Origin of the sequence: Chitinasiproducens palmae, from assembly GCF_900095735.1 — a bacterium.
Taxonomy (GTDB): Bacteria; Pseudomonadota; Gammaproteobacteria; order Burkholderiales; family Burkholderiaceae; genus Chitinasiproducens; species Chitinasiproducens palmae.
In genome coordinates, this window is record NZ_FNLO01000006.1 from 132,153 (window position 1) to 156,781 (window position 24,629).

Consider the following 24,629-nt stretch of genomic DNA (forward strand, 5'->3'; position numbering starts at 1 on the left):
TCAGGCGCTCCGTAGTTGCGCGACGGCGCGCTGAAAGAGGTCCACCGGCGGTGTGTACAGGCCTCGCCCTAACAAGCCGGCGCGCCCATCTTCCCCGACCATTGCGATCGCGGCGAGCGGCGCGATGCCGGTTTCGGCGACCCTCGTCGCATCCAGCACGCCCGGCAGCCGTCCGAACAACGGATGCCCATCGGTATGAACGCGCGGCTGCATGGTCTGCCAGTTCGACGGCAGAAAGGACGCGAAGGCCTGCGCCGTGTCGGGCGCGACGCCGAGTGCCTGCGCACCGAAGCCGGCCGCGTCGATTGCGCCGCTGTCGCCGACCAGAGGCGCCGCGGGCGTTTGCTTGTGTCCCGGCAGACGCGGCCCCACTGGACAGGATGCCGGCGTGGTGACCCAGCGCGCCGGTGCGCCGGCAAGGCGGATACCAACCTCGCTGCCGTTGCCCGCGAGGGCGATCACCAGGGTGGCATCGTGGTCCGGGCCGGCCCCGGCCGACGCCGGTGTTGGCGGCTGTGCGGCGCGGGGGAACCGTTGCTCGGCGCGCCGCTCCCCCGTCGCGCCGTTCCCGCCGGCGGACAGCATCAACGCACACGCCGCCATCCAGAGCGTCAGGAAGAACAGAGGGGTCTGGGCGAGCATCGCATCGACGACCGGAGCGGATTCCGATTCGCCGTACCGTGACGCCAGCACGGCGCGCAGTGCCGCCGTTGCGCCGGTCGTTCGCGCATGCAGGTCGTCGCCGTCGTCGAGACCGGCGCGCGCGAGCGGCGACAGGTCGAGCGCACCTTGCTGCAGCATCGTCTCGAGCGCCGGCGCAAGCACCGCGTCGCGCCACGCCAGACGCGGCAGGATCAGCGGGTCGCGACTGCCAAAGCGGAGTTGTGGGCCCGCGCCGCTGCCCAGCAGCGACCACGCGCAGCGCGCGGGCGAGGTCCCATCCGCCACCTCGACCAAGGCGGTGCGCGGCGAGATGACTGCGGCGAGCGGCGTCACGACGTCATAGGACTGGGCGCTTTCGAGCCTGACGCGCCCAGTCGCAATCAATTGCTGCGCCTCGCTCTCGTCCCGCGCCCACCCCTCGTACAGGCAGCAGAGCACTGCCGACGACAGCACCGGCGCCGAAGGCTGACGCGCGTCAACGAACGGTGGCCCGGCGTGCAGCAGCGTATGCGACGGCAGTCCCACCGCTTCGCGGGCCGGCATGACGGCGCGCCACTGCGGCCGCACCGCATGAATGCGGCGCAGCGCGCGGCTGTTGGCATCCGCTGTCATCGTTCAGCGGGCGCCAAGACCGAACATGCCGCGCAGCCGCGCCCACAGCATCTTCCAGAACAGATTGCCGACATCGAGCGGCGCATTCGGCACGGGCGTGCGCGGCGCGGTACGCTGCGGCACGGGTGAATCGGACGACGGCGATGCCGAGGCTGGCGGCGCGGCGGGCGGCACGCCAGCCGGCGTTGCAGCCGATCCCGCAGCCGAAACCGCAGCCGACTCTGGTGCCGACTGTGGTGCCGACGCAGCGGCCGGGCCATCGCTGGACGTCGCGCCCGGCACAGACGACGCACCATGCGCCGGTGGCGAGGAACCAGCGCTGGTCGCCGCGTCGGCGCCCGCTGCAGGCGTCGGCGGCGTTGCGATTGGCGGCGTTGCCATTGGCGGCGCGGCCGCGGCCGCGTCGAGACGTGCCTTCAGATTGTCCGCGAAGGCTTCGGTCATGCGCGTGGCCAGCTCGCGTACGATGCCGCCACGCGAAAACTGGGCGAGGCTGCCGCCGATGGTGTATTCCACCTTGACGTCGACGCGGGTCTCGTTTGGCGACGGCGCCGCGAGCGAGAAAGCGGCTACGCCCTTCACGCGCGACGCGCTCTTGCGGTCGACGCCCGTGCCGGTGATGCTGCCCTGACGATTCTCGTCGTCCAGGGTCATCTCGCCGTCGCCTGCGAAGGACGCGATGATCGGTCCGAGCTTGACGGTCATCGCCAGCTTCAGCAGGCCGTTCTCGACCGGTGCCGTCAGCGAGGCTCCGGGCAGGCAGGCAACAATCTCGGGGACATCGTGAAAATGTGCCCAGACCGCGTCGCGCGGATAGGGTACGGTGAAGCTCTGTTCGATTTCCATTGCGCTGGCGTCCGTGTTCTTGAATCAGACGGTGGCGACCGCCGTCGTCGCCGGGTTGGACATGGCCGCTTCGGCACGACGCGCATCGAGCACGCGGCGGATTGCGCGCACGATGCCGACGTAGCCGGTACAGCGGCAGAGGTTGCCCGACAATTCCAGGCGCACCCGCGCGTCGTCCGCGTCGGGCAGACGCGTGACGATGTCGCGCGCGGTCATCAGCATGCCGGGCGTGCAATAGCCGCACTGCAGCGCATGCTCCGCGGTGAAGGCTTCGCGCAGCGCGTTCATCACCGGATCCGCGTCGAAACCTTCGATGGTCCGCACGGTGCTGCCTGTGCAGCTCACCGCGGAGGTGATGCAGGAGCGCGTCGGCGCGCCGTCGACCTCGATCGTGCATGCGCCGCAGACGCCCTGTTCACAGCCGATGTTGGTGCCGCAGAGCATGCGCTGCTCGCGCAGGAAATCGGCCAGGCTGGTGCGCGGCTCGACGCAGTCCGCGACCCTGCGCTGGTTGACGACCAGGTCGATGGATTTCGTGAAGGTTTCGTTCATGATGTCGTCCCGTCCCGGCCGCGGATGATTGCCGCCGCGCGCATCAGCGCAACGCGATGGACCTGGAATTCATAGCTGTCGGCTTCGATGCCGGCCGCCGCGATGTGAGCGTCGAACGGCCGGGTGTCGAACGGCCGGGTGTCGAACAGCCCGGCGTCGAGCGCGGCGTCGCCGGTACCGTGGAGCAGCGCGCGGGCATCGTCGATGACATGCGGCGGGCCATCGATCGCGCCGACGATCGCCCGGCACACGCCGCGCGGCGCGTCATCGATGCACACCGCGATGGCCTCGGCGAACTCGCCCGGCTTGCGGTTGAATTTGTAATAGCTCCATCGTGCCGCGGCCGACAGGCGCTGGAAGCGCACCGCGGTCAGGATCTCGTCCGGTTCGAGCGCGGTCGTGAACGCGCCAAGCATCCACGATCGGCTCGGCACGACTCGCTCACCGTTCGACCCTGCGAGCAGGAACTCCGCGTCGAGCGCACACATCGTGTTGATCCAGTCGGCGGCCGGATCGGCATGCGCCAAACTGCCGCCGAGCGTGCCGCGATTGCGCACCGCGCGGTAGGCGATGCCGCGCGCGACATAGGGCATCAGCCCACGCGTGCCCGTGTCCACCTTGCCGTCTTCGATTTCGGCATGGGTGACGCACGCGCCCAGCGTCACGGTGGCGTCGTCCACCTGGCAGGCACGCAGCGCAGCGATGCCGCGCAGGTCCACCAGCATGTCCGGCTGCGCGAGTCGCAGGTTCATCATCGGGCCGAGCGACTGGCTGCCGGCGACGAACTTGGCCATGCCCTCGCTCGGTGCAACGAGGGCGATCGCCTGCTCGCATACGCCAGGTTTCGCGTAGTCGTGGCGGGCCGCCTTCATGCCAGCACCCCCGTCGCCGCGTCGGTTGCCTGGCGCTTCGCCGCGAGCGCCGCGATGATTGCCTTCGGCGTCACCGGCAACTGGTCGATCCGCACGCCGAGCCCGCGCAACGCGTCATTGACCGCGTTGGCGATCGCGGCCGGCGGTCCGATCGCGCCGCTCTCGCCGATGCCTTTCTGTCCGAATTCGGTATATGGTGCCGGCGTCTCCATGTGCTCGATGCGAATCGCCGGCACCTCGGTGGCTCCAGGCAGCAGGTAGTCGGCAAGCGTCGAGGCCAGCGGTTGGCCGTCCTCGCTGTAGGGCATGGCTTCGTAGAGCGCGGTACCGATGCCCTGCGCGACGCCGCCGAAGACCTGCCCGTCGACGACCATCGGATTGATCAGCACGCCTCCGTCCTCGACGATCGCGTAATCGAGGATCTCCGTTTGCCCGAGTGCGGTATCGACCGCGACCACCACCGCATGGCACGCATAGCTGAACGTGCCGGAGTCGCGCTGCGCCTGGTAGGCGGTCGACACTTCGAGGCCGCGTGGATCGACATCGGGCGGCAACAGTTGTGGCGCGAGATACCAGGTCCGCGCGATCTCCTCGAGCGTGCGTCGCGCATCCTTGCCGACCACCGCGCCCGCCTCCCAGCGCACTTCGTCGACACGGTCCTGCAGCAGCCACGCGCCGATCTTGATCAGGCGTGCCTGCAACTCCTTGGCGGCGCGTCCCACCGCGCCGCCTGCCATGACGATCGAGCGCGAGCCCCACGTCCCGGTCGAGTAGGGGGTAACGCCGGTGTCCCCGAGCACGATGCGCACGCGGTCGGTGTCGATGCCCAACACTTCGTGCGCGATCTGTGCAAGCGTGGTCTCCATGCTCTGGCCGTGCGAATGCACGCCCGCACGCACTTCGAGGATGCCGTCCGGCGTCAGGCGCAGCACGGCCGGCTCGCGGCCCGGCACCATCGGGATGCCCCAACCGTGGTAGACCGACGTGCCGTGCGCGCCCTGCTCGCAAAAAATCGCCATGCCAAACCCGATCCGTCTGCCGTCGGGCTCGCCGCGCGCCTGCCGGGCGCGCACCGATGGCAGGTCGATCGCGGCGATCGCGCGGCGCACGGCCTGCGGATAATCGCCGCTGTCGAAGTGCTTGCTGGTGATGTTGTCGTACGGCATCTCGTGCGGTTCGACGAGGTTGCGCAGCCGCACCTCGTGGGGCTCGATGCCCGCCGCCAGCGCGACGCCGTCCATCACGGTTTCGATCGCATAGCACACGCCGGTACGCGCCACGCCTCGATAAGGCAGGATCGGTGGCTTGTTCGTCGCAACCGACCAGGTGCGGCACCGATAGCGATCCATCTTGTACGGGCCGGGCAGAATGCTGCCGATCTGCGCGGCTTCCAGGCAGGCGGAGAACGGATAGGACGAATAGGCGCCCGAATCGACGTGGGCCTCGCAGTCGACCGCCAGCAGGCGGCCGTCACGACTCGCGTAGGCGGTGATGTCGTAGTCGTGCTCGCGGCAGTTCGCGTTGGCGGTCAATTGCTCGCGGCGATCCTCGATCCAGCGCACCGGTCGCTCGAGGTGCATCGCCAACCAACCGCAGCACACTTCCTCTGGCAGCAGGATGCCTTTGTAGCCGAAGCCGCCGCCCACGTCCGGCGCAATCACCCGCACCTGCCCCTCGTCGAGCCCGAGACATCCGGCCAGCCCCGTACGGGTAATGTGCGGCATCTGCGCCGACGTGTGAACGATCAGTTGCGCAAGTCGTCGATCCCAATGCGCGACGACGCCACGTCCCTCCATCGGCGCCATGCTCTGCCGCGCGGTCCGCAACCTGCGATGCACGCGAATCGGCGCATCCCGGCGGATTGCCTCCAGATCGACGTCGGCCTTTGCATCGACCAGCGTTTCGAGAAAGACATTGTCGCCCCACGCCTCGTGGACCAGCGGGGCGTCATCGCGGCGCGCGTCGATCATGTCGACCACGGCCGGCAACTCCTCGAAGTCGACGAAGACCTGTGCCGCAATGTCCTCCGCCGCGGCGCGGCTGGCCGCCACGCACATCGCGATCGGCTCCCCGACCTGACGCACCTTGCCGCTGGCCAGTACCGGCTGCTGGGACGGCTTGAAACCCGGCAGCCCGGAATTCGCGACGATCGGCTGGACACCGTCCAGATCGGACAGCGTGAAGATCGCGCCTTCGAAGCCGTCCGGCTTTTCAATGCCGACGATGTGTCCATGCGCGATCGGGCTGCGCACGAAGGCCACGTCGAGCATGCCGACCATGCGGATGTTCGGCACGTACTCGCCGCGTCCGTGCATGAAGCGCTCGTCTTCCTTGCGAGGCAGCGATGCACCGATGCCTTGCGCCCGGTTCGGATCGGCTCGTCTCTGCGCGCGTTTGATCATGGCTTTGCCCTGCTGGCTCAGGCGGCGCGTGCCAGCGGCAGCGTCGGCGAGATCGCGTCGTGGCGCACGCCGTCGCGCAGGCAGAAGCGCGGCGACAGCATGCGGTCGGTGATCACCTGCGTCCCTTCGTTGTCCTCCAGCACCCAGCGGCCGCGCTGATCGTCCAGCACGCTGACGTCCGCAGCGCGGCCCACCTGCAGCGAGCCGATGCGATCGGCCATGCCAGCCAGCCGGGCAGCGTTGCTGGTCACCATCGCAACCACATGGTTGAGCGGCAAGCCAAGCGCGAGCATGCTGGTCATGGCGCTCACCAGACTGAACTGCGTGCGGCCGAGAAACGAGTGTTCCTCGTCCGGATGGCTGTCCGGCGTGCCGGCAGGCGCCGGCACGTGCGTGTTGTAGCCGTGCATATCGGCACCGAGAGTGTCGGGCACGACGCCCGCATCAAGGACGATGCGCGCCGTCTTGAAACTGAAGTGCGAGCCATGTCCGACGTCGATCTTGAGGCCGCGCGCGACCGCCTCGTGGACCAGCGGATGCAGGCGGCCGTTCTCCTCGACGAAGCCGCCCGGATGCCGGCTGAACGGATGCGCGAGGATGTCGCCCGGTTTGAGCGTCTCCACAACCTGATTGAAGATCGAGTCCGGACGCACCGGCAACGCGCCCGCCTCGGGCTTCGGCCATAACTGCCCGAAGTGGATGTAGAGCGGCAGCTCCGCCTCGCGGCCGATTTGCGCTGCGAGTTTCATGACATCGAGGCCCCAGCGTGCGAAGCCACCAATTTCCGCATGCGCCTTGATGCCCTTGACCAGGTCGCTGTTCGCGCGGGCCGACTTCACCGTGGCATCGACGCTCACGCAGTCGGGACGGTACAGGTCCGGGTAGTAATGGCCTTCGAGGCCACCGACCAGGTAAGCGGAAAGGTAGGCCAGCACCCGCGTGGCCGAGCGTTCGACGAGGAAGTGCCGAAAGGCCGGAATCGTGATGCAACTCGATCCGCCCTGGTCGACGATGGTCGTGACGCCCGACTGTACGCCGCATTGGTCGGGATTCAGGCCGAAACGACCGGTGACGTACTGGAATACATGACCGTGCGTATCGATCAAACCGGGCAGCACCAGCTTGCCGGTGCAGTCGATGCGCTCGGCGCGCGGCGCACCTGCTGCCAGGTCAGGCCCCGTCGCGGCAATGACGCCGTCCTCCACGAGAACGTCGAGCGTGGCGTCGATCTGCTGAGCCGGATCGATGACGCGGCCCCCTTCGAGCAAGACTTGAGACATGGTCGATACACTGGGCGATAACGAGATGTGTGGTGTACCGCAAATCGTATGCCGGTTTCGACCGCGCCGCATGATCGATACTTTAAACGCTATAAATCAATAGCTTACAGGATACGCGCGAGCCGACCGCGAGCCATGCCACGGATTGCCTGCAACACGAACGCGCACCATTTCGGACGCTTCGCACCGCCAGCACGCACGATGCCTCTTTATGGTGATTGCTTGGTATGCCCCATGGTTTGCGACGGCGCGCCGCTTGGGCCTAGAATGACGGCTTGCGCGGCCCCGTTGCGCGATCTCGAAATGCCGCCCCGCGCGCGGGGCTGACCTCATACGAACATCCGTGACTGATCATCTCGACATCAAACGCGTCCGAGCCGAACTTGCCGATCGGCAGGCGCGCTCGCCGTTGTTCATGCGCCCCGGCTTCCTGATCCGCCGCGTGCATCAGATCCACACCTTCCTGTTCGGGGAGGAAACGAGCGCGCACAACATCACGCCGGTGCAGTACAGCCTTCTCACCACACTGGAGACCCACGGCGAGATGGACCAGAACAGTCTGGCAATCGAGGTCGGACTGGAACGTTCAAGCGTTGCCGAAGTGATTCCACGCCTCAGCGCGCGGGGTCTGGTGAGCCGCAGCCAGGCGGCGCACGACAAGCGCATGCGGCTGGTCAAACTCACGCCGGCTGGCAGACGACTCGTCAAGAAAATGGCCAGCGCCGTGCAACGCGCCCATGACCGAACCATCGAACATCTGTCGCCGGACGAGCGGGACGTGTTCATGCTCCATTTGATTCGCCTGGTGGAAGCCAATCATGCGGATAATCTGGTGCCGCTGCGCCTGCCCGGGACGCAGGCCATCGAAGACGACGCGGCGTCTGCCGACGCGGCCTGACCAATGGTCGGCGGGGCCGGCACGATGCGGCCCGCCGTGCCTCCCGATACCGCGCATGGCAGCCGCGTCGAGGTCGGCTTCGCCCGGCTGAGGGGCCCCGCGCTCAGGCCGCCCCGTAGGCCGGTGTCGGCTCGAAGCGGCTGATTTCAAGACCCGAACCGACCGGCACCTGCACGCTCGTCATGCCCGGCTTGGCACGCACCGCACGGCCATACGACGCGATGCCCTCGTGTGCCGGCTGGATCATGTTATCGGCCACGACGATCGCGCCGGGATTCAGCTTCGGATAGAACAGTTCCAGGCACGGCTCGTACAGATCCTTCCACAGATCGAGCAGTACGAAATCGATCCCGGCCGGCAGCGCCTCAAGCAATTCCAGCGCGTCGCCCACCTGGAATACGATGTGCCCGTCCAAGCCGGCGCGACATGCCATCTCCTCGGCGTGACGGGACTTGTGTGCGTACATCTCCATCGTCACCACCCTGCCGCCGGTGGCGCGCGCCGCTTCGGCCAGCCAAATGCCGGAGTAGCCGAACGACGTGCCGATCTCGACGATGGTCGGTGCGCGCAGACTCCTGGCGAGCACATTGAGCAGTTGGCCGGTCTGCGGACCGACCGCGCGCAGCAGTTGGTCGTTGCTGAGGCTGTCGCGCAAGCCGGGATCACGCTGCCTGGCCAGTTTCTCGTCGTCGATGCGACGGTGGTAGGTGTCCAACACCGCCTGTATGCGTTCGTCCATCGGCTCCTCCTTTGAATGTCGGGTCGGGGCGGCGCGGCCGGAAGCCTTGCGCGGTGGGGCTCGCGCGCCGACCATCGCAGGCCGTTCCCGCGCTCCCGCCGCTTCAAGCCCTGCGCGATTCAAGCCCTGCACGATTCAAGCCCTATGCGAATACGCGCTGCCGCGTTGCCAGCCGCTCGCGCGGCGTACACCGTCCGTTGCATTGCATTCTCTCTCGCGCGCGGCGTGCGCAGGTTACGTTTTATTGCAACGGGCGACCCTGCCGGCCGCCCCGGCATGCGCGCCACTGCTTATTGAACAAGGCGCCGGGAGCGGGCGGAACGCGGCATGCAGGCCAGCGCGACACGGACGGCAAGACGTTCCACACCGGGCACACCGACCGCGACAAGACGCTGCCGCTGGGCGTGCCGCAGCTGATGATGGGGTTCACCAAGGACGGACAGGTCGACCCTGCGATGGTCAAGGCGCGCGACGAGCGCCTCGGCATCGATTCGGCAGCGCGACGACGCGCTCGTGAAGACATTTCGAGCCCGCCCGTGGACACCGGAGCCGACGCATGGCAACAGCGGCACGTCGTGCAGTTTGCGGATCCAACCGGCGCGGCGCATGCCGGACACGGCAGCGCCGCATCCCACGCAGCCTTTTCCGGGGGCGGGACAGAACGCGCGAAGCGCCGGGCGCTGACTACCGCTGACTACCGCCGCATACCGCTGCATACCGCTGACTACCGCCGAATACCGCCGCGCACCGCTGAACCACGCGCCGAGGTCGAATCGACCAAGCGGCGACAGCATGCCGTCCGCCGCGAAACTACCGCGCAGCCGGCGCACCGCTTAGCGCGATCGCCGATATCAAGCGCTGGAATCGTTGGTTAGCGTTGACGCGGTCGGCGGCTAACATGCACTGACCCGTTCCGCCATGCCGTCGCGCCGCGCAGTTGACCGTGCGCAGCGCGTGAAACCTGATGAGCCGCCCCACCTCAACGCATACCGTCGATTCGCCAGCGCGACATGTGCCCGCCACGCCTTCAGGTGGCCGCGCGGGGCGGATGCACAATGATGGCCTGCTTCCAAGTGGCGGCGCCGCCCCGGCCGCGACATTGGATCTATGGGCCGCCTCCCACGGTCATCTGGACGTCTGCGACGTCGGCGCGCCAGAGTGGGCGCGCCCACCCGCCGCGAGCCGGTCGGCACTGCATCGCTTGCGTCGGCATCTTGCCCCGTGGCTGCTGCCGTTGTTGCTGCTTGCCGCGTGGGAGATGGCCTCGCGCAGCGGCGCGCTGGCGACCCGTATCCTGCCCGAACCGCTGAGCGTCGCCCGCGCGGCGTGGCGTCTTTGGCTCGACGGCAGTCTGATGACCGACGTGGCCGCGAGCACGGGCCGCGCGCTGTCCGGGTTTGCGGTCGGCGCGACGCTCGGCCTTTTGCTCGGCCTGGCGACCGGTCTGTCGCGGTGGCTGGAAGCGCTGCTCGACTCGACGCTGCAGATGATCCGGAACATCCCGGCGCTGGCCACCATTCCGCTGGTCATCCTGTGGTTCGGCATTGATGAAAGTGCCAAGCGTTTCCTGGTTGCGCTGGGGGTTTTCTTCCCCGTGTACGTGAATACATATCATGGCATTCGTTCGGTCGATCGCGACCTGATCGAGATGGCGCGCAGCTACGATCTGCGCGGCTGGCCACTGTGCCGCGATGTGGTGATTCCGGGTGCGCTGCCGTCGATTCTGGTGGGAGTGCGTTTCGCGCTGGGCCTGATGTGGGTCATGTTGATCGTCGCCGAGACGATCTCGGCGCAATCCGGCATCGGCTTCATGACGATGAATGCGCGCGTGTTCATGCAGACCGACGTCGTGTTGGTCGGCATCCTGCTATATGCGCTGCTCGGCAAGCTGGCCGATCTGCTGGCGAAAGCACTCGAATTCGCGCTGCTGCCGTGGCAGCGTGCGCGCGCGTCCGCGAGGTCGTCATGAGCGCGGTGCCTGCGGCCAAGCCTGCCGGCAACCAAGTCGCGCCGGCGCGGACACACGGACGACAGTCCGCCGACGCGAGCGTACGACTGGAACGCGTCACGAAGCGCTTCGGGACGCGAACGGTCCTGCGCGCGCTCGACCTGAATGTGGAAGCCGGCAGTTTCGTTGCCATCGTTGGCCGTAGCGGTTGCGGCAAGAGCACCCTGCTGCGGCTGATCGCCGGCCTGGCGCAGGCAGAGGCCGGCCGCGTCACAGTCGACGCCCGCCCGGTTCGGATCATGTTTCAGGATGCGCGCCTGTTGCCCTGGCGCTCCGTGCTGGACAACGTCGCGCTCGGCCTGCCGCGTTCGTCGCGCGAGCGGGCGCGGGAGGCGCTGCGCGCGGTGGGACTGGGCGACCGCCAGGACGACTGGCCCGCGCAATTGTCGGGCGGCCAGCGTCAGCGCGTCGCGCTGGCGCGCGCACTGGTTCGCGAACCGGCGTTGCTGCTGCTCGACGAGCCCCTGGGCGCGCTGGATGCGCTGACACGGATCGAAATGCAGGCGCTCATTGCACAGCTGTGGGCGGATCGACGCTTCACCGCAGTCCTGGTAACGCATGACGTGCAAGAAGCCGTGGCGCTCGCCGACCGCGTCATCGTCCTCGACGCAGGCCGGATCGCGTTCGACCGACGCATCGATCTGCCGCGTCCACGCGCCCGTGGCAGCGAGCCGTTCGCGGTGGCGGAGGAAGACGTATTGCAGCGCGTCCTTGCGACCGCAGTGAGCAACCCATGAGCGCATACCGCCCGAGGACCGCTCGCGACGGACGATGTCAGCGCGCCGATCGACCATTGGTCCGCAACGCCTCCTGTTCCGCAGCATTCGACCGACGTTTGTGATGGCTCACACCACGCTGATTTCCAGCAGTCCCTCGCCGACTGCACGCAGCACTCATCTCCTCGACCTTGCCGATGCCGCCTTGCGTCGCCGACGGCGCACGGTGCAACGCATCGATATCCCTGCGCTGCCTGCCGACGCGCTCGTCTCGGCGGACAGCCAGGCGCCGGCGCTTGCGGCCGCGCTCGCGAGCGTCGACGCCGCGGAGGCGATCGTGATCGCTTTGCCCGTCAGCCAGTCGTCGTTCAGCGGCGCGTTGAAGTTGTTCCTCGACGTGCTGCCGCAGCGCGGCCTGGTAGGCAAGGAAGTGCTCGTGCTGGCCAGCGGAACCAGTCTCTCCGACTTGTTGGCCCTGGACTGCGCACTGCTGCCGGTGCTGTCGTCACTGGGCGCGCGCCGCATCGCGCCGCACGTGTTCGCGACCCCGGCGCAACTGATCGCGCAGTCCGACCACGGCTACGCCACCGACGAAAGCCTGCGCGAACGTCTGGAGCACGCGGTGGCACAACTCGATCTGGTCCTGTCCGAACGCGCCGAGTTGTTCGCGCATCGCGCCGCCGCGATCCGGCAGCGTACCGCTGACTTCTTCGCATCCCTGGCAACGATCGAAGCCGCCCCTGCCGACGCGAAGCCGACGCTGCCCCGCCCGCGCCCTTCGCGACGCGGCTGCGAAGCGCTTTTCGCGCTTGACTGAAGCGCGTCCCCAACTCACATCGTCCCGGCATTCGACCTTGCACCATGCCCGGCATGCTGCGCCGCGCGCCAGGCCGTCGTCCGCTCGGCCGCACTGACGATCGGCGCAAGCGTGGTGCGCGTCCATCAGGCGTCGCCACGGCCGGCACGTCGCCAGGTCAGCGCGCCGAAGCCGCATCGGCACGCTCATATCGTCGCGCAGCCAAGTCGAAACCGCAGTCGAAACCGCAGTCGAACCGCCAGCCGTACCCCAGGGCCGCAGCCCGAGCCGCACCCCGGGCTGCATCCAGAGCTACACCTAACTCTCACCGCACTGCCAACCTCGTCATGATGCGTTCGATGCCTTTGCGTTTGCCCCTGTTGCTGCGTTTCCTTTCCGGCCGCGCCGTCCTGTCCGCCCTGCTGCTGGCTGCGCTGTCGGTCGCTTCACTCATCGGCGTGTCGCCCGCGCGCGCCGAGGTGACGCTGCGCGTCGGCTATCTGCGCACGCAAGGGTATCTCGCCGACTTCCCGTTGGCCAAGGTGGCGATACCCGGCGTACGCCTGGAGCTTGTCGCTCTCGAAACCGGCAACGATGTGTTGGAAGCACTCAGCGCCGGTGCAATCGACGTCGGTGAAACGGGCGAAGTGCAGCCGATCTTCGCGCAGAGCGCGGGGCAGCCAATCAAGGTAATTGCTTCCACCGCGCCACAGCCGACCGCCACCGCCATTCTCGTGAACCAGGCCTCGCCGCTGCACCAGGTCGGCGATCTGCGTGGCAAGAAGATCTCGTTCGTGCGCGGCACCAACACACACTGGCTGGTGATTCAATCGCTCGGCCGCGTGGGCCTCAAGCAAGCGGACATTCAGCCGATCTTCCTCGGCCCGGCCGATACGGTGACCGCGCTGGTCCAGGGACAGATCGGCGCGGCGACCCTGACCGCGCCGAATATCCAGATTGCCGAAGCGCGCGGGGCGCGAGTGCTGGTCGACGGTACCGGCATCGTGAACAGCTCGATCTACTACATGGCGAGCACCAACACGATCGCTGGTCCGAAGCGCAACGCACTCGGCGGCTTCGTGACCGCCCTCGACGCCCACTTGCCCTGGATCCAGTCACACCTGCAGGAGCGCGCCGCTTACCTCGCACCACGCTACGGCGTACCGCCGGAGATCGTGCTGGCCGCGTCGCGTGTGATGGCACCGCGCCTCGTGCCGGTGGGCGACGGCAAGCTGGCTGCCTACACGCAGCGCATCGCCGATGCCTTCGCCGAACAGAAATTGATTCCCGCTCGCATCGACGCACGCCAGGAATTCGATGGCAGCTTCGACGCGTCACTCAGGAAATGACCCCGATCGAACGGCGCGCTCACCCGCTTGTGGCAGGCGGCGCCCGACTTCCTCCCTGGCTTCTGTCTTGGCCTTACCCCCGCATCCTCCACGTTTCGAGCCATGTCCGCCTTCCATCCGCATCCTGAACTGGCGGTCTCGCCGGTTCGGTCAGTACGCTTCGGGATCTGGGCGCCACATCGTGGCAACTGGGTCAGCGACCCGCGCGACGGCCCCGCTCGCGCGCCCTTCGCGCTGGCACGCGATGTCGTGCTCAGCGCCGAGCGCAGCGGCTTCGATACCGTGCTGTTTGCGCAGCATACGATCAATCCGCAGGACCCTGGCGCCGACGTGCTGGAGGCATGGACGGCGGCGGCCGCCGCCGCCGCGCTGACATCGCGGATCGAGATCATCGCGGCAATCAAGCCGCGCCTCTATCATCCGGCGGTGCTGGCGAAGATGGCGCTCGGCATCGAGGACATCAGTCAGGGCCGTTTCGCATTGAATGTCGTTAGCGCATGGTACAAGCCTGAGCTCGAACGGTCCGGCATCGGTTTCCCGGAACACGACGAGCGCTACGCATACAGCAGCGAATGGTTATCGGTCGTCAAAGCGCTGATGGGTGGGGAAGCGCTGACGCACGCGGGCCATTCATTCAAGCTCGATGCGCTGGAGCTTCATCCAAGCAGCGCGTACCGCGCCCGCCCTTACATCTACACTGGCGGCGAATCGCGCGCCGGACGTCAGTTGGCCAGCGATCACGCGGATTGCTGGCTGATCAACGGCCGCCCCGTCGAGGACATGCGTCCGATGATCGAGGACCTGCGCGCGCGGCCTCGCGTCGGCGCACCCTTGCGCTTCGGCACGACCGGCTTCGCACTGGTGCGCGACACCGAGGCGCTGGCCCAGCAAGAACTCGCGCACTGGCTCGCCGTCCAGGAGGGACAACGCGACGCATTCCGCATGCAGGCCGGACAAGTCGACCCAGAGGCCAGCACGATCCACTACGTCAAGCAGTACGAGAACGGTCGGCTAATCGGCGCGAACGGCGGAACCATACCGGGCTTCGTCGGCAGTTACGACCAGGTGGCCGACCGCATCGCCGCCTTCCATCGCATCGGCGTCGACACCTTCCTGTTGTCGTTCTTCCCGATGATCGCGGAGCAGGAACGCTTCGCCGCGGAAGTGATACCGCGCGTGCGGGACCGGCTCACGAGCGGCGGACACGCGCCTGTGTGCGACGACGCGCCAGGCGCACGGCATGCCAACGGCGAATCCGCCAAACCCGTCAGACCCGTTGAACCCGTTGCATCCGTTGAACCGCTGCGCGCCTGACTGTACCAACCGGAACAAGACGAACAGATTAGCGTCCCGTTGCTTATCGTCACGCAATGCGGTTCGGGCCAAGCCGCCTTCACGACCGCGACGCTGCTTCACTGGTCCTTTGAAGCGTCGCGCCAACGCTCGCCAGCATGTCCGATCCTCAACTGCAACTTGTCGACTTCCACTGTCACCACGTCCCGCCCGACCTGTTGACGTCGCAGCCGCAGCCCGACACGCCGGCAGCGGCTCGAACGCGCCGCCTCCTGACCGACCTGGATGCGCTGCTGCACGGCACCGACGGCGCCGACGTCGACCAGCGGGTGGTGAGCATCCCGGCCGAGCAGTTCGCGCCCGCCGGCCGCCCGCCAGCAGCGACGCAACTCCAACGCAACAACGACTGCCTGGCCGAACTTGTCCAGCGTCATCGCGGACGCCTGTTGGGCCTGGCCACCGTAGACGCGTTCAGCGGCACGGGCGGCGCCGACGAAGTGAGGCGTGCTCACCGCGACCTCGGCCTGCGCGGCATCTTCGTGGAAAGCGCACAGGGTGACCTGCTGCTCGACGCGCCACAGGCACAGCCAGCCCTCGAAGCCGCCGCCGCGCTACGCATGCCTGTGTTCGTACATCCGATCAACCCCACTGGATTGACGGAACGGATGGCGCCGTTCGGCCGGCTCGGCCAGCGCTTCGCGCGCGGCACCGTGAATGGCGCGACGCTGCTGGCGTTGCTCGAGGGCGGTACCTTCGACGCGTTGCCGGACTTGCAAATCGTGGTCACGACCCTCGCCATTGGCGGTGTGCTGCTCGCTTCGGCGTTCGGCGATCCACCGCGCCTGCGCGCCGGCACTGCCGAGGCCTTGCGCCGCCACGTGTACATCGACACGATGGGTTTCGATGCCGCGCTGATCCGGGCCACGGTATCGCTGCTTGGCGCCGACCATGTCCTGCTCGGCAGCGACTGGCCAATCGACGCGGCCCCGATACGCGCCCGCGCGCTCGCCGCATTCGCCGCAGCGGGCCTCGACGATGCCGAGCAAGCGTTGATCGCGCATGGCAACGCGCGACGCCTGCTCGCAGCGGGCTGACGCGGCGCCTTGCACACATCGCACGAGAACTGCCTTCGCGACTGAGCGTCGAAGAATTGCGCGACGATGCAAGGCGGCCTGCGCCGGCCAAGGCGTGACGGCCTGGGCTTCGCTCGCCGGGTGCGACACCCGCTCCGCGCGCACACCGGCATGCATCATCGAGAAAACCGCAAACCCCGGCATTACATTACTTTCAAATTCTGAATACGTTTGCATTATTAATAAGAAGATCGGATTTGAAGTCATCGTCTCGTCTGATAAATTTTCTTCCGGACTCGTTCGCGTTAGCGGTAAAGCATAAGCGATCGCCATCCCGGCCTTAATGCATGCTCGATTCGTACTGCGAATCGGTTGCACCGTCACGTTCAAGACATTCCTCGCAACATTTCGGGAGTCGGCTGCAATGTCTGGTAAGGAAAGAAAACTGCATCTCGGATTTACTGTCTGGCCAACCGGTTTCCATCCCGCCGGCTGGCGTTTGCCAGGCGCAAAATCCGACGGCAATTCGGACGCGCGATTCCTGCGCGAGCTGGCGCAACAGGCCGAGGCCGCGAAATTCGACTTCTTCTTCATCGGCGACCAGGTGGTCGGTCTGCCCGAATGGCAGTTCGAGCGGCCGAACCAGGTGCTGCGGCCAGAGGCGCTGACCTATGCCGGCTTTGTCGCCGCCGCCACACGCCGTATCGGCATCGTCGCAACCGTCAACGTGACCTACGCCGATCCTTATTCGGTCGCGCGCGCCACTGCAACACTCGACCACCTGAGCGAAGGCCGGCTCGGCTGGAACGTGGTCACCGGCGAAGCCGAGGCCGCCGCCGCCAATTATGGCCGCAAGGAACACTGGGACAACGAAAAACGCTACGACTGGGCGTCGGAGTTCACCGAAGCGGTCAAACTGCTCTGGGACAGTTGGGAAGACGACGCGAAAATCGCCGACCGCGAGCGCGGCGTTCTTTTCGACAGCGACAAAGTACATCGCATCGATTATCGCGGCGAGTTTTTCTCAATCGACGGTCCGCTGAATGTCGAACGACCGGTACAGGGACAGATTCCAATCGTGAACGCGGGGCGCAGCGACCGCTCGATCGAATTCGGCAGCAAGTACTCGGATATCAAATTCACCAATTCGACGGCGCTCGGACTGGCAGGCGCGCAAACCTATTACGCCGATCTCAAGGCCCGTGCCGCGGCGCAGGGGCGCGATCCGGACAAGCAATTCATCATTCCGGGATTGATCGTGTACGTCGAGCGTACGCAAGAAGCGGCACATCGCCGGTATCGCGAAATTCAGGATCTGACGTTGGTGGACAGCGACCTGCAGGCATTGGGCGACGCGCTCGGCGTCGACCTGAGCGGGCTGCCGGACACCACCGAAGTAGACGACGTCGAGGCGCTGCGGGGGCTGGTCGGCAAGCCAGCGTCGATCGTTGCCGATGCGCGGACAAATGCCGGTCCGGGAAGCTTCACGCTGCGCCGCCTCTTCCTCTCGTTCCACCGCCGATGGTATTTCCGCGAGATCGTCGGCGATCCCACCACCATCGCCGACATCATCCAACACTGGTTCGAATCGCGCGCCGCCGACGGCTTCATGATCTTCCCGCCGTATGTACCCGGCGGCGCCGAAGCGTTCTTCCAGCTGGTCGTGCCGGAACTGCAACAGCGTGGCCTGTTCCGCACCGAATACGACGGCACCACGCTGCGCGACCATTTCGGCCTCGATAAACCCGCCAACGTCTTCGCCGCGGCGCGCTCCCACGCGGCGGCCGCCGTCGCGCCCGCGGACGCGGCGCTGGCACAAAGCGCCTGATTGCCGAGCGCCTGATTGCCGAGCGTCGAATGCCGACGCACCTTGGACTCCATTCTGGAATTTCAACGATGACCGATGCCGATCATCTGGCGCTGCGTACGCAGCACCTTGTGGATGCACGCGCGCTTGCGCAGGAACTCGACACAGCGGACGCGCCGACCCTGTTCGACGTCCGCTTCGTGCTGGACGGCCCCGCCGGCCGACCCGCCTATCTGGACGCGCATCTGCCGGGCGCGCGCTATGTCGATTTGCCCACCGATCTGGCTGGCGAAGCTTCGCCAGGCGTCGGGCGCCGCCCGCTGCCCGATCTCGCCGCACTGCAGACCACCTTGCGACGGTTGGGCCTGCGCTGGCTGAGTCAACCGATCGTCGTCTACGACGATCGCCAGGGCCTGTCGGCTGCCCGCGCCTGGTGGCTGTTGCGTTGGGCCGGCTTCACGGACGTCCGCCTGCTGGACGGCGGCCTGCGTGCCTGGCGCGATGCCGGCTTGCCGCTGGTCGGTGGCGACGTGACCGCGGCACAGGGAGACGTGGTGCTGCGTGGCGACGCCCTCCAGCAGATCGACGCGGACGCCGCGGCCGACATCGCACGTCAGGGTGTGCTGATCGACGCGCGCGGCAGCACGGCCTACACCGGCGAGACCAAACAGGCCGACGAACCGCGCGCCGGACACATTCCTGGTGCGATCAGCCTGCCAACGGCTGGCAATCTGCGCGCGGATGGCACGTTCCTCGATGCCCGCGCGTTGCGAGCGCGCTTCGGCGTGGCGGGCGTTTCCGCCGAGCGTCCGATCGGTGTCTATTGCGGTGGCGGCGTGACTGCTGCTCATGAAATCCTCGCGCTTGCCAGCATCGGCATCCCGGCGGCCCTGTACGTCGGTTCGTGGTCTGCATGGAGCCACGACCAGGCACGCGCGATCGCGACCGGCGACCAGCCCGGCTGAACCACGACTGACGATTCCTCATGACATTCTTTTCCTCGCGCCGCCTGAGCCGTCGCGCACTGGGCCGCGCGGCCGTCGGCGCGCTGCTGCTCGGCTCGCAGGTGCTGCCGATCGCCGCCGGCGACGTGCGCGCCGCGCCGCCCGAACCGGTCACGATCCGCGTGGGTCTGTTCAAGGGCTCGGCCCTAGCCGCGCAACTGGCGCAGCGCAACGGCGACTTCGAGCGCGCCGGCCTGCGTATCGAACCGGTGTTCCTGCAGGCCGGGCCCGCCATTCTGCTGGCGACCGCCCGCCGCATGGTCGACATCGGCTACGGCGACACCTTCGCGTGGGTTGCCGCGCTGGAGAATGGCTTCACCGGCCTGAAGCTGATTGCGCCCGCCAATGGCACCGACTCGTGGGTGATCGCGACGCCGGGCAGCCCGATCAAGAACGGCGACGACATCGCCGGCAAGCGGATTGGCGTGACGCCTACGCCGTACACCGCGTCAGTGGTCCGTCATTGGGTGCGTCTGCATCACGGCGATCCCGATTCGGTGAACTTCGTCACGATTCCGATTGGCGGGCAGCTCGCGGCGATGAAGACAGGCAGCCTGGATGCCGTGTTCGCGTTCGACTTCGTCACCAAGCGCCAGCTCGAGCATGCCGGCGGCAAGACCGTGGCCGCGTTGAAGTCGGTCACGCCACCGGGCGCGGCAGGCGCCAACTACTATTCGACTGACGCGTTCATCGAATCACACCGGGACGCGGTGGTCGCGTTCGTGCGGGTGTTGCGTTCGTCCGCAGCCCGCTTCGCCGCAGCCGACGATCGTACCAAGGCCGCCTGGCAAGGACCCATCGCGGGGCTCGACTACGCGCGACTGACGCAGCAGATACCCGGCCTGTTGCTCAACCCGGAATGGGGACAACTGTTCGATGGACCGATCGACGCGGCGGCCACGCAGGCCTATGTCGATCTGGGTGTCCAGGAGCGCGGCATTGCGAAACCTTACGCGATCGCACCTAACATCTACTGGACAGCAACGGCGTCGAGCGCCGCGCTGAGCGGCCAGCGATGAGCGGTACAACGCACGCGAGTGCCGCCATCGCAGCGGCCGGGCGACTGGCCGCCGGCCTGTCGGCGGCCGCCGCCGGTGCGTCGGCCGCCGTGTCCCGCCACGCGTCGCGTCACGACCGCGGCGCGGCGCCGGGCGATCGGGACGCGGGTGCGTCGCCGGCACGCGCTGGCATCGTCGTGCGGGACGTCGCGAAAGTGTATCCGGGGCGTCACGGTGACGTGCTGGCGCTGGCCAGCACCGACGTGACCGTGGCGCCGGGGCAATTCGTGGCAATCGTCGGCCGCTCCGGCTGCGGCAAGTCGACGTTGCTGCGCCTGATGGCGGGGCTGAATGCACCGAGCCAGGGTTGCGTCACGGTGGGCGGGGAGGTGCTGCGCGGTCGGCCGCCAACGTTCGCGCGCTTCGTGTTCCAGGATTTCAGCGAATCGCTGTTTCAGTGGCAGACGGTCGCACGCAATGTTGCGTTCGGCCTGCGGCACCGACTGCGGCACAGTGGTTTGACGCCCGCCGATGCGGATCACTACCTGAGCCAGGTCGGCCTGGCCAGCGTTGCGAATCGTTACCCGCACGAATTGTCCGGTGGCATGCAGCAGCGGCTGGCCATCGCGCGCGCGCTGGCATCGGCGCCGCGCTTCCTGTTCATGGACGAGCCGTTCAGCGCGATCGACGCGCTGAGCCGGGCGCGCCTGCAGGACCTCACGTTGCAACTGTGGCACGAGCTGTCGCTGACGGTCGTGATGGTCACACACGACATTGACGAAGCCGTCTACCTGGCGAATCGCGTGCTGGTTCTCGCCCCGGACGGCGCTGGCATCGCGCACGATCTCGAGATCGATCTGCCCTGGCCACGGACGCAATTGGGCACGAAGGAGAGTGCCGCGTTCCTCGACTACCGGCGCAGTCTCACCAAATGGGTAGTGGAAACCGAATGAGTTCGAACGACAGCCTGCACGCCAGCCTGGGCCACGAGGCACGCCCGTCCGATGCGACGCGCGGCGCGGCCCCACCGGCGGACACATCGGACGGCCGGCCGCGGCCGTCATCCATCGCCCGCGCCACCTCGACCGCCGCATCGCTGCATTCGCCGCATTCACCCTATTCGCCGCGTTCGCCGCGCTTCCGGCACCTTGCGGCGGCATTGCGGCGCGCCAGCGGCTGGCTCCTGATCGCCGCCCTGCTCGCCGCGTGGCAGCGGGCGGCGCTGACTGTCCCCGGCCTTGCCGAAGTGCTGCCGCCGGTGGATGACGTGGTGCGCCGGACCGTCGGCGCGCTGCAGCAAGGCACCGTGCTGCTGCAACTGGGCCACACGCTGCACTGGATGTTCGCAGGTTATCTGATCGGTTGTGCGCTTGGCATCACGATCGGGATGGCGACCGGCCGCAGCCGCTTTGCACACGACCTGCTTGAACCGCTGCTCGAATTGACGCGGCCGGTGCCGATCGCCGCCGTCGTGCCGCTGCTGATGCTGTTTCTCGGCATCGACGCGGGCCTGAAGGTCGGTGCCGTCGCCATCGCATCGTTCTTCCCGGTTTTCGCCAATGCCTATGCGGCGTTCCGCAGCACGCCGCGCACCCTCGACGAGACCGCGCGCAGCTTCGGGCTTACGCCGTGGCAGACGCTGGTGCAGGTGGCGCTGCCGCACGCGGTGCCGACAGTGTTGGTGGGCATGCGCCTGGCGCTCTCGGTATCTCTGGTCGTAACCGTTTTCGTCGAAATGATCGCCGGCAATAGCGGCATCGGCTACTTCATCCTGAACAGTCAACAGAACATGGCAATCGTCGACCTCTATGTGGGCGTACTGCTGCTCGCGGCAACGGGCTACGTCCTCAACCGAGGATTCCTCCTGGTCGAACGTCGTTTGATTCCCTGGCACATCAGCCAGCGCCGTCGCGTCTGATCCGACTGCCACGACACCGTACGGAGCGCCACCTCGGGCCGATATTCGCGCGCCCGATCCGGCCGCTCGTCCCCTCGCTTCGCAACCCACTCACAGCCCCTGCAGCAATGACCCGATCCGTCCTGCCCGTTTCACGTGCCCGTACCGACGCCACGCACGCCGCGTTCCGCCTGCCATCGAACGCTCCGGTATCCGCCGTCCGCGTGGAATCGCTCGCGTTCCCATACCGTCCACGCGCGGACGCCCTGCGCCGGGCCTGGCGGATGCATCGGTGCGGCGTCACCCATGCCGCCCGCGCCACCCGCGCCGCGCTCGGCCTCGCGCTGGCCACGTACGGGCTTGCAGCGCACGCTGAGGTAACGCTGTACGGCATTGTCGACGAAGGCATCTCGTACACCAGTAACCAGGGCGGCGGTCACGCCTATCAGATGCGCAGCGGTCTGCTCGATGGCTCGCGCTTCGGTCTGCGCGGAACCGAAGACCTGGGCGGCGGCTATCGAACGTTCTTCACGCTCGAAAATGGCTTTGACACCGGCACCGGCAACTTCCAGCAGAACGGACGCATGTTTGGCCGACAAGCCTTCGTCGGGATCGATACCCCGTCGTATGGCAAGGTCTCGTTCGGCACCCAGTACGACATGAACGTCGAGTACCTGTTTCCGGTCATGGCATTGGGCCGCGTGGTCGCGACGATCTACGATCTCGACAACGAGGGCGCCAACCGACGTTCGCCGAATGCGATCAAGTACATGAGTCCGACGCTTGGCGGCTTCAGCTTCGGCGCGTTGTACAGCCTCGGCGGGCAGGCCGGCGATTTCAGCCGGAACAGCGTATGGAGCATCGGCGCGGGTTACAAGATCGGGATCGTGCAGCTGGCCGCCGCGGCGACGACGGTTCGCAATCCTTACCAGACATGGTATGACGGCACGGGTGCCGCCTCGATCGCAACGATCGGAACCTATCTCGCCCAGGCCAGCACATTGGAAACACGAGGCGCAGGGGCGCGCGTCGCAGTGGGCCAATGGAGCGGCAAGATCGGCATGACGCACAACGTCTTCGACAACGGCCTGGCCGGCCAGAACGTGCGCTTCGACAGCTACATGGTGCAGACCGACTACCGCATCCAGCCGAACTGGAGTGTGTCGGGAGCGTTCGAACTGACGCGTGGCAAGGTCAATGCAACCGGCCAGAAGCCGGCGTACCGGCAGGTTGATCTGTTCACGCTGTACAGTCTGAGCAAGCGCACCGACGTTTATTTCCTGCTTGCCTACCAGCGCGCGGGCGGCGATGCGAAAGTGGCGCAGATCGGCCTGATCCCCGCCTCGTCGACGCGCAGTCAGTTGTTGGCGCATGCCGCCTTTCGCGTGAAGTTCTGAGCGGCTCGCTGCGGCGGCGTTGGCGTCGACGGCGCCTCCGTTCGCACTGCATTTTCCGCTCGCCGATGTCGCCGGCGACCGGCTCGAACGCGCCCGCGTCTCGACGCCGCAGATGCGCTCAGGGCGGACCACGCGGCGTGTTCTCGCGGTATCGGTCGCGCCCGAGATGCGCCCGATCTACCCATTGCGCGCCAGCGACGCGGCCCGCCGCGCGTTCCCGGACTGCGCGGACCCGCGCAAGCACGACGGCGAGCGGTGCCGGACGCGCTTTCGACACGGTGGCGGTTAACAGCAATATGCGTCCGCCCGCGAGACCGCATAATAGCGACCCCGCCCGGTCCGCTGCGCCGGCGTCACCCCTGCCCGACTTGCCATGCCTGTCGTACCGAATCGAAAGAATGTCGATGCGTCCGCCGTTGCCATCATGCTGACCCTCTGCCTGTTGTGGGGCATGCAGCAGATCACCATCAAGGTGGCCGCGCCGCACGTGGCGCCGGTGTTGCAGGTTGCGATCCGCTCGGCAGTCAGCACCCTGGTGGTCGGGCTGGTGGCGGCTGCCGGTCGCTGGCGCGGTTGGCTGCCCGGGGTAAGGGGCGGGGGGTTCGTGGCAGGCGTGGCGTTCGCGCTCGAATTTCTGTTCATCGCGCAGGGCATGCGCTACACGACGGCGGCGCACATGGCCGTCTTCCTCTACACGGCGCCGCTGTTCGCCGCGCTGGTCCTGCATTGGCGCCTGCCCGCGGAGCGCCTGGCGCCCGCGCAATGGCTCGGCATCGGCGTTGCGTTCGTCGGCATCGCCGTGACGCTGCTGGGCCCTGACGCCGGCCCTCCAACAGGCGCCGCCCAGGACCTCGATGCGTCGACCATGCTGGTGGGCGATGTGTTCGGCATCCTGGCCGGCGCCGCGTGGGGCATGAGCACGGTTGCGGTGCGCTGCACCCGGTTGAGCGAGGCGCCCGCCATGCAGTCCCTCTTCTACCAGTTGCTGACCTCGACAGTGTTGCTGTTGCCGCTCGCCGCCCTGACCGGCCAGACGCATTTCGCGCCGGGGCCGATCGACTGGCTATGCCTCGCGTATCAAGGTCTGGTCGTCTCCTTCTTCAGCTATCTGGTGTGGTTCTGGATCCTGCGTCGCTACCTGGCTTCGCGCGTCGGCGTGCTGTCGTTCATGACGCCGTTCTTCGGCGTCGGCCTCGCCGCGTGGCTGCTCCACGAGCCGCTCGAGCCCCGCTTTCTGGTCGGCGCGGCGCTGGTCCTCGCCGGTGTCTTCGTGGTCAACGGTCATGTCCTGCTGGCAAGCTGGTTGCGCCGGGCCACGCCAGATCGCGGTCGCTGACAGGCAAGCGACCACAATGGCCACCCGGGTGTCGCACCGTGGCCCGGCGCCCCACCTATAATCGGCAGGGCGTGCCGCTCCCAGGCACATC

Annotated in this window: 22 protein-coding genes; 15 read left to right on the forward strand and 7 right to left on the reverse strand. The window is 67.3% G+C overall.

Going from position 1 to position 24,629, the window contains the following annotated elements; genetic code table 11:
- The 6 genes from BLU54_RS11530 to BLU54_RS11555 are packed head-to-tail and all read right to left on the reverse strand — an operon-like array spanning position 1 to position 7,227.
- The gene (locus BLU54_RS11530; RefSeq protein ID WP_091908255.1) at positions 1–1,275 is read right to left on the reverse strand and encodes a YlbE family protein; all 1,275 of its coding nucleotides are present in this window, start codon (positions 1,273–1,275) and stop codon (positions 1–3) included.
- Between the two features lie 3 nt (positions 1,276–1,278).
- Positions 1,279–2,121: an SRPBCC family protein gene (locus BLU54_RS11535; RefSeq protein WP_091908257.1), complete on the reverse strand. Its 843-nt coding sequence runs from the start codon at positions 2,119–2,121 to the stop codon at positions 1,279–1,281.
- 24 nt (positions 2,122–2,145) lie between these two features.
- Entirely contained in the window at positions 2,146–2,673 is a 528-nt protein-coding gene (locus BLU54_RS11540; RefSeq protein ID WP_091908259.1) for a (2Fe-2S)-binding protein, read from the reverse strand.
- Complete coding sequence (locus tag BLU54_RS11545) at positions 2,670–3,545, reverse strand: FAD binding domain-containing protein (RefSeq protein ID WP_091908261.1); 876 nt, start codon at positions 3,543–3,545, stop codon at positions 2,670–2,672. The genes BLU54_RS11540 and BLU54_RS11545 overlap by 4 nt, the downstream gene beginning before the upstream one ends.
- Positions 3,542–5,947: a xanthine dehydrogenase family protein molybdopterin-binding subunit gene (locus BLU54_RS11550; RefSeq protein WP_091908263.1), complete on the reverse strand. Its 2,406-nt coding sequence runs from the start codon at positions 5,945–5,947 to the stop codon at positions 3,542–3,544. The genes BLU54_RS11545 and BLU54_RS11550 overlap by 4 nt, the downstream gene beginning before the upstream one ends.
- A gap of 17 nt (positions 5,948–5,964) precedes the next feature.
- Positions 5,965–7,227 (reverse strand): amidohydrolase/deacetylase family metallohydrolase, encoded by a 1,263-nt coding sequence (locus tag BLU54_RS11555; RefSeq protein ID WP_091908264.1) that lies wholly within the window; start codon positions 7,225–7,227, stop codon positions 5,965–5,967.
- 331 nt (positions 7,228–7,558) lie between these two features.
- Here BLU54_RS11555 and BLU54_RS11560 point away from each other — a divergent pair, with 331 nt between their 5' ends.
- Complete coding sequence (locus BLU54_RS11560) at positions 7,559–8,125, forward strand: MarR family winged helix-turn-helix transcriptional regulator (protein ID WP_091908266.1); 567 nt, start codon at positions 7,559–7,561, stop codon at positions 8,123–8,125.
- A gap of 103 nt (positions 8,126–8,228) precedes the next feature.
- On the opposite strand, the gene BLU54_RS11565 is transcribed toward BLU54_RS11560, so the two are convergent.
- Positions 8,229–8,864, reverse strand: a complete 636-nt coding sequence (locus tag BLU54_RS11565; protein ID WP_091908269.1) for an O-methyltransferase — start codon at positions 8,862–8,864, stop codon at positions 8,229–8,231.
- Positions 8,865–9,157: 293 nt separating this feature from the next.
- Here BLU54_RS11565 and BLU54_RS11570 point away from each other — a divergent pair, with 293 nt between their 5' ends.
- The 14 genes from BLU54_RS11570 (at position 9,158) to BLU54_RS11640 (ending at position 24,538) form a co-directional block, all read left to right on the forward strand.
- Complete coding sequence (locus tag BLU54_RS11570) at positions 9,158–9,739, forward strand: DUF1264 domain-containing protein (protein ID WP_235837910.1); 582 nt, start codon at positions 9,158–9,160, stop codon at positions 9,737–9,739.
- 224 nt (positions 9,740–9,963) lie between these two features.
- Positions 9,964–10,833 carry an ABC transporter permease subunit gene (locus BLU54_RS11575; RefSeq protein ID WP_407919415.1) on the forward strand — a complete coding sequence of 290 codons (870 nt, stop codon included), beginning with the start codon at positions 9,964–9,966 and terminating at the stop codon, positions 10,831–10,833.
- Positions 10,830–11,609 (forward strand): ABC transporter ATP-binding protein, encoded by a 780-nt coding sequence (locus BLU54_RS11580; RefSeq protein ID WP_091908547.1) that lies wholly within the window; start codon positions 10,830–10,832, stop codon positions 11,607–11,609. Before BLU54_RS11575 ends, BLU54_RS11580 begins: the two co-directional genes overlap by 4 nt.
- A gap of 103 nt (positions 11,610–11,712) precedes the next feature.
- A complete protein-coding gene (locus tag BLU54_RS11585) occupies positions 11,713–12,405 on the forward strand; it encodes an NAD(P)H-dependent oxidoreductase (RefSeq protein WP_170845122.1) in 693 nt (230 codons plus the stop codon).
- Between the two features lie 338 nt (positions 12,406–12,743).
- Positions 12,744–13,733 carry an ABC transporter substrate-binding protein gene (locus tag BLU54_RS11590; protein ID WP_170845123.1) on the forward strand — a complete coding sequence of 330 codons (990 nt, stop codon included), beginning with the start codon at positions 12,744–12,746 and terminating at the stop codon, positions 13,731–13,733.
- Between the two features lie 102 nt (positions 13,734–13,835).
- Complete coding sequence (locus BLU54_RS11595; RefSeq protein WP_091908279.1) at positions 13,836–15,047, forward strand: LLM class flavin-dependent oxidoreductase; 1,212 nt, start codon at positions 13,836–13,838, stop codon at positions 15,045–15,047.
- Positions 15,048–15,184: 137 nt separating this feature from the next.
- Positions 15,185–16,120, forward strand: coding sequence for an amidohydrolase family protein (locus BLU54_RS11600; RefSeq protein WP_091908281.1), 936 nt, complete (start codon positions 15,185–15,187; stop codon positions 16,118–16,120).
- A 403-nt stretch (positions 16,121–16,523) separates the two neighbouring features.
- Positions 16,524–17,927 carry an NtaA/DmoA family FMN-dependent monooxygenase gene (locus BLU54_RS11605; RefSeq protein ID WP_091908548.1) on the forward strand — a complete coding sequence of 468 codons (1,404 nt, stop codon included), beginning with the start codon at positions 16,524–16,526 and terminating at the stop codon, positions 17,925–17,927.
- Between the two features lie 68 nt (positions 17,928–17,995).
- Positions 17,996–18,871: a sulfurtransferase gene (locus BLU54_RS11610; RefSeq protein WP_091908284.1), complete on the forward strand. Its 876-nt coding sequence runs from the start codon at positions 17,996–17,998 to the stop codon at positions 18,869–18,871.
- A 20-nt stretch (positions 18,872–18,891) separates the two neighbouring features.
- Entirely contained in the window at positions 18,892–19,929 is a 1,038-nt protein-coding gene (locus BLU54_RS11615; protein WP_091908286.1) for an ABC transporter substrate-binding protein, read from the forward strand.
- Entirely contained in the window at positions 19,926–20,861 is a 936-nt protein-coding gene (locus tag BLU54_RS11620) for an ABC transporter ATP-binding protein (RefSeq protein ID WP_091908549.1), read from the forward strand. The genes BLU54_RS11615 and BLU54_RS11620 overlap by 4 nt, the downstream gene beginning before the upstream one ends.
- Positions 20,858–21,826 (forward strand): ABC transporter permease, encoded by a 969-nt coding sequence (locus BLU54_RS11625; RefSeq protein ID WP_170845124.1) that lies wholly within the window; start codon positions 20,858–20,860, stop codon positions 21,824–21,826. The genes BLU54_RS11620 and BLU54_RS11625 overlap by 4 nt, the downstream gene beginning before the upstream one ends.
- Positions 21,827–21,933: 107 nt before the next feature.
- A complete protein-coding gene (locus BLU54_RS11630; RefSeq protein WP_091908290.1) occupies positions 21,934–23,202 on the forward strand; it encodes a porin in 1,269 nt (422 codons plus the stop codon).
- A 373-nt stretch (positions 23,203–23,575) separates the two neighbouring features.
- The gene (locus BLU54_RS11640; protein ID WP_091908294.1) at positions 23,576–24,538 is read left to right on the forward strand and encodes a DMT family transporter; all 963 of its coding nucleotides are present in this window, start codon (positions 23,576–23,578) and stop codon (positions 24,536–24,538) included.
- Positions 24,539–24,629: the final 91 nt, after the last annotated feature.

Excerpts from the sequence above, each read along its gene's own strand:
- BLU54_RS11580 (WP_091908547.1), top strand. The coding sequence starts at position 10,830 with ATGAGCGCGGTGCCTGCGGCCAAGCCTGCCGGCAACCAAGTCGCGCCG.
- BLU54_RS11585 (WP_170845122.1), top strand. The coding sequence starts at position 11,713 with ATGGCTCACACCACGCTGATTTCCAGCAGTCCCTCGCCGACTGCACGC.
- BLU54_RS11600 (WP_091908281.1), top strand. The coding sequence starts at position 15,185 with ATGTCCGATCCTCAACTGCAACTTGTCGACTTCCACTGTCACCACGTC.
- BLU54_RS11540 (WP_091908259.1), bottom strand. The coding sequence starts at position 2,673 with ATGAACGAAACCTTCACGAAATCCATCGACCTGGTCGTCAACCAGCGC.
- BLU54_RS11535 (WP_091908257.1), bottom strand. The coding sequence starts at position 2,121 with ATGGAAATCGAACAGAGCTTCACCGTACCCTATCCGCGCGACGCGGTC.
- BLU54_RS11530 (WP_091908255.1), bottom strand. The coding sequence starts at position 1,275 with ATGACAGCGGATGCCAACAGCCGCGCGCTGCGCCGCATTCATGCGGTG.
- BLU54_RS11610 (WP_091908284.1), top strand. The coding sequence starts at position 17,996 with ATGACCGATGCCGATCATCTGGCGCTGCGTACGCAGCACCTTGTGGAT.
- BLU54_RS11625 (WP_170845124.1), top strand. The coding sequence starts at position 20,858 with ATGAGTTCGAACGACAGCCTGCACGCCAGCCTGGGCCACGAGGCACGC.
- BLU54_RS11640 (WP_091908294.1), top strand. The coding sequence starts at position 23,576 with ATGCCTGTCGTACCGAATCGAAAGAATGTCGATGCGTCCGCCGTTGCC.
- BLU54_RS11595 (WP_091908279.1), top strand. The coding sequence starts at position 13,836 with ATGTCCGCCTTCCATCCGCATCCTGAACTGGCGGTCTCGCCGGTTCGG.
- BLU54_RS11565 (WP_091908269.1), bottom strand. The coding sequence starts at position 8,864 with ATGGACGAACGCATACAGGCGGTGTTGGACACCTACCACCGTCGCATC.
- BLU54_RS11545 (WP_091908261.1), bottom strand. The coding sequence starts at position 3,545 with ATGAAGGCGGCCCGCCACGACTACGCGAAACCTGGCGTATGCGAGCAG.
- BLU54_RS11630 (WP_091908290.1), top strand. The coding sequence starts at position 21,934 with ATGACCCGATCCGTCCTGCCCGTTTCACGTGCCCGTACCGACGCCACG.
- BLU54_RS11605 (WP_091908548.1), top strand. The coding sequence starts at position 16,524 with ATGTCTGGTAAGGAAAGAAAACTGCATCTCGGATTTACTGTCTGGCCA.
- BLU54_RS11620 (WP_091908549.1), top strand. The coding sequence starts at position 19,926 with ATGAGCGGTACAACGCACGCGAGTGCCGCCATCGCAGCGGCCGGGCGA.
- BLU54_RS11615 (WP_091908286.1), top strand. The coding sequence starts at position 18,892 with ATGACATTCTTTTCCTCGCGCCGCCTGAGCCGTCGCGCACTGGGCCGC.
- BLU54_RS11590 (WP_170845123.1), top strand. The coding sequence starts at position 12,744 with ATGCCTTTGCGTTTGCCCCTGTTGCTGCGTTTCCTTTCCGGCCGCGCC.
- BLU54_RS11555 (WP_091908264.1), bottom strand. The coding sequence starts at position 7,227 with ATGTCTCAAGTCTTGCTCGAAGGGGGCCGCGTCATCGATCCGGCTCAG.
- BLU54_RS11550 (WP_091908263.1), bottom strand. The coding sequence starts at position 5,947 with ATGATCAAACGCGCGCAGAGACGAGCCGATCCGAACCGGGCGCAAGGC.